Below are 9,331 nucleotides of genomic sequence, written 5' to 3'. Positions count from 1 at the left end.
AAGAGCCGAGCTCGCAGCCGCGGTGTTTGAATGGATCGAGTGCTGGTATAACCCGTTCAGAAGGCATTCCAGCATCGGAATGCTCAGTCCGGTGGACTACGAGGAACGACACCGCTCCTCGACTACGGCCACCTGACCCATCTCACGCCGGCTGTCCGTGCTACGGGGGGAACCTCACATGCGGGTGGCGAGGAGTGCTCCGCTGTCGGGTGAATGGCTGGTGTCATTGGCCTCGGCGGTGAAGCCGGCGAAGAACTCCTCGGCGCCGTCCGAGTCGGACGCGGCCCGCTGACGCATGTCACCGGCGAAGTCGGAGAAGGTTCGCCCTGGTGCAGGTGTGGAGACACCGAGCCCAGGGCGGTCCACGGAAACCAGACGAACCGAGCGTCTCGACGACACCTCCGCCGAAGCCGAGCCACCGGCTTGTAGCCGCACCCGCACACAGCAGAACGGGTATCCCGTCCGGCGATCCCCACCTCCTGTGCCTGCCGAAGACTACGTCCGTGCAGGGTGGGACGTGCAGGACGTGGGCTCCGACATGGGGCTTGATCGGTCGCAAGGACAGGCCGCAGCGAGGCGGTTGCCGAGGGATGGTGGGTGGCTGTGCCGTTGCGATTGGCCTACTTGACTGTGGCGAACACCTTCGCGGCCCTCCGCTTTCTCCCGATGACTGATCGTGAGAAGGACACCGAGATTCTGGTGCTGCCGGACCGACGAAACGGCATCGCCGGGCCGCCTCATCCGGCTGGCGGAGACACCGAGGCCATGACCTCCTCAGATTGACCCACCGGATTCGCCGCGCGGGCGTCCGTGCCCCGAACCGTGCCGGGGCGCGGACACCCGCGCCGTCCACGGTCACCCAGCCAGCGGCAACGGCGGCGACGGCCTGTACAACGGCGCTCCAGCGATCGCATGGTCGCTGGGGCCAGGGCGGCGGGTGAGTAGGCGATTACGGCCGTTCGCTGGGGTGGCGGCGACAGGTCCGCGATACCCGGGCGAACACGAGGACAAAGCGGGACAGAACTTTGGATCTTGGCAGCGGTAAGACTGCAGGTCATACGGTGGCGCGCCCGGCAGGATTCGAACCCGCGACCGTCGGATTAGAAGTCCGATGCTCTGTCCAGCTGAGCTACGGGCGCCCGGCGCCCGGCGGGACGCCGGGACACAGTGTAAGGGTGCGGGTCCTCCAGCTCCACATCTATAACGCCGTTACCACGCGTGAGCGGAGCGTGCGGGGGGTTCCGGGTTCTATCTTTGGGTGCTGTGGCAGTGGACATTGAGGTTCCGCTCTTCGGTGGGGACGTGTCGGAGGGCGTGGTGCGGGTCGGGGAGACGGTGCGGAGGCCGCTCGGGGCGCACAGTCCCGCTGTGCACGGGGTGCTGCGGCATCTGGAGGCGGTCGGGTTCGACGGGGCGCCGCGGGTGCTGGGGGTCGATGAGCGGGGGCGGGAGGTGCTCAGCTGGGTGCCCGGCGAGGTGCCGCACCGGCCGCTCGCGGCCCATGTGGTCTCGGAGGACGCGCTTCGGGGAGTGGGGCGGCTCTTGCGGCGCTACCACGATGCCGTGGCCTCCTACGGTGTGCCGGACGCCGGGTGGGATGAGGACCTCTCCAATCTGGACGGGCAGCCCGAGATCGTCGGGCATTGTGATGTCACGCCGGAGAATGTGGTCTTCCGGGGTGGGGCCCCGGCGGCGCTGATTGATTTCGACCTCGCGCGGCCCACGACGCGGTTGTTCGATGTCGTCACCGCGTTGCGGCATTGGGGGCCGATCGAGGATCCGGCCGATCGGGACGCGTTGCTGTACAGAGCGGACGTCGGGCGGAGGATCAAGGTCTTCTGTGACGCTTACGGGTTGGCGCGGGAGCTGCGGCGGGACGTGCTGCCGACGGCGCGGGTGAGGTTCGAGCGCTCCTATCGGGCCATGCGGGCCAGGGCGCAGCGTGGTGGGGGATGGGCGCGGATCTGGGACGGTGGTGCCGGGCCGCGCATCCGGCGCGCGCAGGATTGGCTGGAGAGGCACTGGGATGAACTTGATGCGCGGCTCTGCTGAGGGGCTTGTGGGCGGTGTCGTGCTGGACGCCTTTCTGGGGGATCCGAGGCGGTGGCATCCGGTCGCGGGATTCGGGCGCGTGGCCTCGGCCGTCGAAAAAACTCTTTACGGGGATGTCCGGTGGCGCGGGGTCGTCTATGCCGGGGTTCTCGTGGGCGGAGCGGGGGCCGTCGGGGTTGCGCTGGAGCGGGTGAGCCGGCGGTTCGGCGTGCACGGGCTTGCCACCGCGGCGGTCACTTGGGCTGTGCTCGGGGGGACGTCGTTGGGACGTGAAGGGCTCGTCATGGCCCGCGTTCTTGAGCGGGGCGATGTGGAGGCGGCCAGGGCGCGGCTTTCTCATTTGTGCGCGCGGGATCCCGAGGGGATGGACGCGAAGGGGTTGAGCAGGGCGGTCGTGGAGTCGGTCGCCGAGAACACCTCGGACGCGTCGGTGGCCCCTTTGGTCTGGGGAGCGGTGGCGGGTATTCCGGGGCTGCTGATGTATCGGGCCATCAACACGCTGGACGCGATGGTCGGGTATCGGAGTCCGAGGTATGAGCGGTTCGGGTGGGCGGCGGCGAGATTGGACGATGCCGCCAACTGGGTGCCGGCTCGGGTGACCGCGGGATTGGTCGTGGCGTGCGGCGGGCCGAGGGCTTGGCGGGTGTTCAGAAGGGACGGCGGGAAGCACCCGAGTCCCAATGCCGGACGGGTCGAAGCGGCGTTCGCGGGTGCGCTCGATGTGCGGCTCGGCGGCGTCAACGCCTATGGGGGCCGGGTCGAACGGCGGCCCGAGATGGGGGACGGCAGGGTGCCCGAAGTGAGGGACATCAGGAAGGCCGTCCGGCTTTCGGCGGCGGTGACGTTCGCGGCGGCGGTGGCGATCGGGGTGCTGCGGTGAGCGGGCTGCTCGTGGCGGGGACGACGTCGGACGCGGGGAAGAGCGTGGTCACGGCGGGGCTGTGCCGGTGGCTGGCGCGGCAGGGGGTGAAGGTCGCGCCGTTCAAGGCTCAGAACATGTCGCTGAATTCGATGGTGACGAGTGATGGGGCGGAAATCGGGCGGGCTCAGTACATGCAGGCCCAGGCGGCGGGAGTAGAGCCGCGGGCGGTGATGAATCCGGTGCTGCTCAAGCCGGGGAGTGACCGGCGCAGCCAGGTGGTGGTTCTCGGGCGGCCCGTCGCGGAGGTCGACGCGCTCCAATACGGGCAGCACAAGGAATGGCTCAAGGGCGTGGTGCTGGAGAGCCTCGACGAGTTGCGGTCCGAGTACGACGTGGTGGTGTGCGAGGGCGCGGGAAGCCCGACCGAGATCAATCTGCGCGGCGGCGACATCGTCAACATGGGGCTGGCGCGGGCGGCCGATCTGCCGGTCGTGGTCGTCGGCGATATCGACCGGGGCGGTGTTTTCGCGTCCTTGTACGGGACGGTCGCGCTGCTGGAAGAAGCAGATCAGGCTCTCGTCGCCGGGTTCGTCATCAACAAGTTCCGCGGCGAGTACGAGTTGCTGAAGCCGGGGCTGGAGCAGTTGGAGGCCCTTACCGGGCGGCCGACGCTGGGTGTGCTGCCGTGGAAGCTGGGGCTGTATCTCGATTCCGAGGACACGCTGGCGTTGGACGCGCCGAGGCCCGATGCGAGGAGCCCGTTCGGGAAACAGACGCTGCGGGTGGCCGTCGTCAGGTTCCCGCGCATCTCGAATTTCACCGACCTGGACGCGCTGGCGTGCGAGCCTGGCGTCATCGTCCGGTACGCGGCGAGCGTCGGTGATCTGGCGGAGGCCGATCTCGTGGTTCTGCCGGGTACCAGGGCGACGGTGAACGATCTGCAGTGGCTCCGTGAAAGGGGAATGGCCGAGGAGGTCTCCCGGCGGGCCCGGGAGGGGTTGCCCGTTCTCGGTATCTGCGGCGGTTACCAGATGCTCGCCGAGAAGATCGTGGACCACGTCGAGTCCCAGAAGGGCACGGCCCGGGGGCTCGGTCTTCTGCCGGCCAAGGTCGAATTCGGGGAAGAGAAGATCCTCGGGCGGCCGACCGGCGAAGCCTACGGTGAGGACGTCCACGCCTATGAGATCCACCATGGCGTTGTCACCGCTCGGGGAGAGTCGTTTCTGGACGGATGCCGAAACGGCGCCGTCTGGGGGACGACCTGGCACGGCGCCATGGAGAACGACGGGTTCAGAAGGGCATTCCTTCAGGACGTCGCCCGCCACGCGGGAAGGGATTTCACCCCCGCGCCGGACGTGTCGTTCGCGGCCCTGCGAGAGGCGACCCTGGACGCGCTCGGCGACCTCGTCGAAGAGCACCTGGACACCGATGCCGTATGGCGGATCCTCGAGAAGGGCGCCCCGGCGGGGCTGCCCGTCGTCCCGCCCGGCGGGGCGCCGCCCGTGGGCGGGACGAGCTGACCCGGGGTTCCGCGTGCGGTCCCGGAGCGACGGTAAGGTGATCCACTCAGGCCGCACCAGGTACCAGGAGGATCGTCCCGTGTCCGACCCGCGGTCCAGTCTGATCGTCCCGCTCATGAAGGCGCGGGTGCCGGCGGAGGTCCAGCTGGAGTTCCCGCTGCCCGCGGACGAGGAGCCGGTCCGCGACCCGTTCGCCGGCGACCTGTACGTCACGTACGCGCTGGAGATCGCCGACGAGGGCGCCCCGGCGGGCCGCCGCTACGAGCACGTGGCGCGTCGGCACTGCGCCGACCTCGGGGTGGCGCCGGGCGAGCTGCGCCGTCGCGCGGTGATCAACCTGCGCGACCTGCGTCCGGAGCTGAGCCTCAGCTGGTACCCCGACGTGCGCGCCGTGACGGTGTCGCTCGGCGGGACGACGGGGCGCGGCACCCTGGAGGCCGGGCTGCTGCTGGACGACGGGTTCCTGGAGAAGCTGGCGCAGGACGTGGAGGGCGACCTCGTCGTGGCGGCCCCCGCCCGGGACGTGTTCGTGGCGTCCGGTACCGGCCATCCCGATGGTGTGGACAAGCTGCGCTGGGCGGTCGCGCAGGTCTGGGCGGAGGACCGCGACAACGCCGACCCGAGCTGGGACGTGCCCGCCGGGAGCCTGCTCACCCACAACCTGATGGTGCGGCGCGGCGGCGTCTGGGACGTCCTGACCGACTGACGGCCGTCACGACAGCTGCTTGAACTCGGGCCACAGCTGCGGCCACGGGGCGCGCTGCCCGCGGCAGACCCAGATCGGCTTGTCCTGTTCCTGGTTGTCCAGCCCGACGCCGTTGTCGATGCGTCCCATGGGACGGATGTCCGACCAGAACCGGCGTAGCCCGGCGCCCTCGGCGACGTTGTCCGGCCCCACGACGATGGTGGGGCCGCCCGTCTCCGGTGGACGCCCGAAGTACCAGTAGCCGTTGTGCCCGCTGTAGGCGCGGGGCAGGCCGAGGTCGGGCCCGTACATGTCGAGTGCCCCGGCTTCGCCGTAGTTGCTGACGACGATCGTCGCCGTGGCTCGCTCGGCCGGTGGCAGCGAGCGGTAGGCGTCCGCGACCTGCGCGGCGAACCGGGGCCAGCCGACCGTCTCGGCGGAGTCGGCGTTGACGGCGGGCTGCGGCGTGTCGGCCAGCCACTTCACCGGGTAGACGGGCAGCGTCAGCAGCACCGTCGTGATCGCGGTGACCGCGTACATGGGGGCGGACGCGAGCCAGTCGAAGCCGCGCGGCGCGCCGTTCCGCTCGATCTCCACGGCCCCGGCCGCCCAGAGCGCCGCCCACAGCCCGCTCAGGTAGTACGGCTTCCCGGCGGTGACCAGGAACACCACGTTGAGCAGCAGGTACGCGTGCCCGAGGAACCGGTAGGGCCGCAGCTCGCCGGACCGGTACGTCCGCCACAGCCCGTAGATCCACAGCCAGGACGGGAACACGCCGGTCAGCAGGATCTGGAACGGGATGAACCCGGGCCGCCCGCCGAAGTCGGCCTTGTCGGCGATGGCGTCGGCCATCTCCAGTTGCGGCCAGCCGTGCCGCGCCTGCCACACCAGCCCGGGGACGGCCGCGAGGACGGCGACGAGGGCCCCGGCGGCGAGCATCGGGCGCCGCAGGAACTCGCGCGGCCCCGACAGCAGCAGCCCGGCCACGAGCGCGGCCAGCAGGAACACGACCAGGTACTTCACGTTCAGCGCCAGCGCCGTGACGGCGCCGGCGGTGAGCAGCAGCCGCTGGTCGCGGGTCCGCACCCACCGGACGGTCAGCCACACGAGCGTCGTGGACAGTAGCAGGTCGAGCGTCGCCGTGGAGAACAGGTGCCCGGCCGCGACCGCGAACGGGCACACCGCGTAGGACGTGGCCGTCAGCAGTTGCGCGCGCCGTCCGCCGCCCATCTCCCGCGCGGTGAGCGCGGCGACCACCACGCCCGTCGCGGCGAACACGGCGGACGGCGCTCGCAGCGCGACGAGCGAGTCGCCGAACACCGCCGTGATCGCCCGCGCGAGCAGCGGCAGCAGCGCGGGCTGGTCGGGATACCCCCAGGCCAGGTGCCGTCCGGCCACCCGGAAGTACAGCTCGTCGCGGTGGTGGCCGTACCGGGCGCTGAGGACGAGGAGGAGCACGCCGAGCGCCCCGGCGATCAGCAGGACCGGCCGCCAGGCCGGGGCCGGCGCGGCGGCGGGGAGGCTGGCGGGCCGCGGCGCCGCGGCGGCAGGGGCGGTCATGATCCAAACTTAGGGCGCGACTATGACATAAGTCACGATCTTCACCCCGGCCGACCCCGGACACCGCCCGCACGCCCTATCCCGTGGGCGCAGGCTCCCGGTCTTGCGGCCGGAGAGGCCGGGCCGGGGGAGCGGAAAAATCGGTGGGAGATGTCGGGAGTGCTCCGTAATGTGCGTCCATGGTTTCGTTGCATCAACTGCTGGCGTTCTCCGCCATGGCGCTGGCGATCATCGTGATCCCCGGGCCGTCCGTGCTGTTCGTCGTCGGCCGGGCGCTGGCGCACGGGCGCCGCACCGCGCTCGCCGGGGTCGTCGGCGGGGTGCTCGCGGCGCTCGCGCTGACCGCCGCCGTCGCGGTCGGCGTCGGGTCGATCGTGGAGCGTTCCGCGGTGGTGTTCACCGCGCTGAAGATCGTGGGCGCGGTCTACATCGCCTACCTGGGCGTGCAGGCCATCCGGCACCGCCGCTCGCTGCAGGAGACGATCGGCGCGGACGAGGCGGGCCGGACCGGCGGCCGGGCCCTGCTGCAGGGCTTCGTCGTCGGCATCACGAACCCGAAGACGACGGTGTTCTTCGCGGCCGTCCTGCCGCAGTTCGTCGTGCGCGAGCACGGCCACGCCACCCTGCAGATGATGGTCTTCGGCGCGGTGTTCGCGGTCATCGCGCTGTTCTGCGACAGCGTGTGGGGCATCGCCGCCGGGACGGCCCGCGAGTGGTTCGCCAGCTCACCGCGCCGCCTCGCCGCGATCGGCGGCACCGGCGGGCTGATGATGATCGGCCTCGGCGTCACCGTCGCCGCCACCGGCCGCAAGGACTGACCCCCGCCGCCCGCGCCCGGCTCAGACCGAGCAGAGGGAGAAGTCGTCGAAGACCGCCTCGGGGTACCCCGTCGCCTTCTCCGGACGGTTGAGGATGAGGCCGCTCCGGCCGTCCGGGTCGCCCGCGCCGGGGGTGGCGACGGACGACGCGGCGGACCGGCCGTTCACCCACATGCCGAGGTGGACGGTATCGCCCTCGCCCTCGACGCAGGCGGCCTGCACGCGGTTGGTGCCGTCGCGGAGCTCGACCTTGTTGATCGCCAGCGTCCGCACCTGCCCGGAGCCGAGCCGGGCGATCCGGGCGAGGCCGTCCTCCGGATGGAGCAGGAACGCGAAGCCCCCGCTCTGCCCGCGGCAGTACACCCCCGCCTCGCCCCCGGACCGGACGGACTCGACCTTGACCTCCATGAGCTGCGACCTTGGCACGTCCGGCACCGGCGCGTCGACGGCCGTCGACGTCGTCGTGGGGAGGACGTGCAGTTCGTATCGGCGGTCGCGGTAGGACGCGTCCCAGGTGGGGGCGGCGGCCGTCTTCCAGCCGGAGTCCTCGTCGCTGAAGTTGTCGTCGAAGACCTCGTCCTTGTCGTCGGGCGGGCCCTTGTGGAAGTTCGCGGCGACCGCGCCGGTGTCCGCGCCGCTGCCGCCGCCGCCCGTCCCGCCGTTCCCGTCGCCGAGGCCGCGCAGGCCCATGAAGCCGGAGACGCCGATCAGGCCGGCGACCGCGACGGCGGCCGTCAGGCCGATGGCGCGCCGGTGCCCGACGCCACGGGACGGGCGCCGCGCCCCCGGCGGGACCGGCATCGCGGACGGGCCCGTCGGCGGGGGCTGGAACGGCGGCACGGTGGTCGGGGCCGTGGCCGGGTCGGCGACGGCCGTCGGCCGCGGGGGCGGCTGCGGCGCCGGGGGCAGCGGCACCGTGACCGGCGCTTCCTCCGCCGGTGCCTCCTCCGCCGGTGCCTCCTCCGCCGAAGGCTCATCGACCGGCGGTGCCACCGCCGCCTCCGCCGGAGCCTCCTCGCCGGTCAGTGACTGGATGAGCTGCTTGACCGTCGGACGCTCGGACGGGTCCTTCGCCAGCGCGCGCGACACGAGGTCGTGCACCGCCGCGTCGAGCCCGTCCAGGTCGGGGTCGGCGGACGTCACCCGGTTGATGATCTCCGGGAGCGTCTCGCCGGCGAACGGGACGCGGCCCGTCCCCGCGTAGGCGACGACGCAGCCCCAGGAGAACACGTCGGCGGCCGGGGTGATCTCCCGGCCGTGCATCAGCTCCGGCGCGATGTAGGCGGGGGTGCCGATGAACTGGCCGGTTCTGGTCGGCCCGTCGCCCGCGTCCAGCGCCCGCGCGATGCCGAAGTCGATCACGCGCGGGCCGGTCGGGGACAGCAGCACGTTGGACGGCTTGAGGTCGCGGTGCACGATCCCGGCGCCGTGGATCGCGCCCAGCGCGGTAGCGATGTTGACCGCGAGCGCCTCCAGGTCGCCGCCGCGCAGCGGCCCGCCCGACCGGACGGCCTCGTCGAGCGACGGCCCGGCGACGTACTCGGTCACCACGTACAGCGGGTCGCCGTCGAGCCGCGCGTCCAGCACCGCGGCGGTGCAGAACCGCCGGACCTGCCGCGCGGCCGTCACCTCGCGGCGGAACCGCTCGTGGAACGCCTCGTCGTCGGCCAGCTCCGGGTTGACGACCTTGACCGCGACGCGCCGTCCGGCGGCGTCCTCGCCGAGGAAGACGGTGCCCATGCCGCCCCGGCCGAGCCGTGCGGTCAGCCGGTACGGGCCGAGCCGGCGCGGGTCGCGGTCGCGAAGGGGGGCCTGCATGGGCGTCTCCCGGAAG

General features: G+C 71.7%; 10 protein-coding genes and 1 tRNA gene. 7 read left to right on the top strand and 4 right to left on the bottom strand.

All coding sequences use genetic code 11. The annotated features are described in order from the left end of the window. On the top strand, window positions 1-136 hold a 136-nt coding region (locus tag AB0K34_RS14745), incomplete at its 5' end, for an IS3 family transposase (protein WP_364548712.1). Between the two features lie 38 nt (window positions 137-174). On the opposite strand, the gene AB0K34_RS14740 is transcribed toward AB0K34_RS14745, so the two are convergent. Continuing rightward, entirely contained in the window at window positions 175-297 is a 123-nt protein-coding gene (locus AB0K34_RS14740) for a hypothetical protein (RefSeq protein ID WP_274704690.1), read from the bottom strand. Between the two features lie 300 nt (window positions 298-597). Between AB0K34_RS14740 and AB0K34_RS14735 the strand changes: the two genes are divergently transcribed. Further along, window positions 598-783 (top strand): hypothetical protein, encoded by a 186-nt coding sequence (locus AB0K34_RS14735; RefSeq protein WP_138642264.1) that lies wholly within the window; start codon window positions 598-600, stop codon window positions 781-783. Between the two features lie 279 nt (window positions 784-1,062). On the opposite strand, the gene AB0K34_RS14730 is transcribed toward AB0K34_RS14735, so the two are convergent. Beyond that, a tRNA-Arg gene (locus AB0K34_RS14730) sits at window positions 1,063-1,139 on the bottom strand. A gap of 124 nt (window positions 1,140-1,263) precedes the next feature. Here AB0K34_RS14730 and AB0K34_RS14725 point away from each other — a divergent pair. From AB0K34_RS14725 to AB0K34_RS14710, 4 genes are all read left to right on the top strand, one after another. Further along, on the top strand, window positions 1,264-2,052 hold the full coding sequence (locus tag AB0K34_RS14725; RefSeq protein ID WP_301174679.1) for an aminoglycoside phosphotransferase family protein: 789 nt from the start codon (window positions 1,264-1,266) through the stop codon (window positions 2,050-2,052). Then, window positions 2,027-2,932: a cobalamin biosynthesis protein gene (locus AB0K34_RS14720; RefSeq protein ID WP_138637847.1), complete on the top strand. Its 906-nt coding sequence runs from the start codon at window positions 2,027-2,029 to the stop codon at window positions 2,930-2,932. Before AB0K34_RS14725 ends, AB0K34_RS14720 begins: the two co-directional genes overlap by 26 nt. Further along, window positions 2,929-4,434 (top strand): cobyric acid synthase, encoded by a 1,506-nt coding sequence (locus tag AB0K34_RS14715; protein ID WP_364548703.1) that lies wholly within the window; start codon window positions 2,929-2,931, stop codon window positions 4,432-4,434. Before AB0K34_RS14720 ends, AB0K34_RS14715 begins: the two co-directional genes overlap by 4 nt. Window positions 4,435-4,513: 79 nt before the next feature. Next, window positions 4,514-5,140, top strand: coding sequence for a DUF1444 domain-containing protein (locus AB0K34_RS14710; RefSeq protein WP_364548700.1), 627 nt, complete (start codon window positions 4,514-4,516; stop codon window positions 5,138-5,140). 6 nt (window positions 5,141-5,146) lie between these two features. Here AB0K34_RS14710 and AB0K34_RS14705 read toward each other — a convergent pair whose 3' ends face one another. Next, window positions 5,147-6,679, bottom strand: a complete 1,533-nt coding sequence (locus tag AB0K34_RS14705) for a glycosyltransferase family 39 protein (protein ID WP_364548697.1) — start codon at window positions 6,677-6,679, stop codon at window positions 5,147-5,149. A 179-nt stretch (window positions 6,680-6,858) separates the two neighbouring features. Between AB0K34_RS14705 and AB0K34_RS14700 the strand changes: the two genes are divergently transcribed. After that, complete coding sequence (locus tag AB0K34_RS14700; RefSeq protein WP_364548694.1) at window positions 6,859-7,497, top strand: LysE family translocator; 639 nt, start codon at window positions 6,859-6,861, stop codon at window positions 7,495-7,497. A gap of 21 nt (window positions 7,498-7,518) precedes the next feature. Here the strand turns inward: AB0K34_RS14700 and AB0K34_RS14695 are convergent, their stop codons facing one another. Next, window positions 7,519-9,315 carry a serine/threonine-protein kinase gene (locus AB0K34_RS14695; protein ID WP_364548691.1) on the bottom strand — a complete coding sequence of 599 codons (1,797 nt, stop codon included), beginning with the start codon at window positions 9,313-9,315 and terminating at the stop codon, window positions 7,519-7,521. Window positions 9,316-9,331 lie beyond the last annotated feature (16 nt).

This window comes from Actinomadura sp. NPDC049382 (assembly GCF_040677125.1).
Classification (GTDB): Bacteria; Actinomycetota; Actinomycetes; order Streptosporangiales; family Streptosporangiaceae; genus Spirillospora; species Spirillospora geliboluensis.
This window is presented reverse-complemented; position numbering and strand designations above follow the sequence as displayed.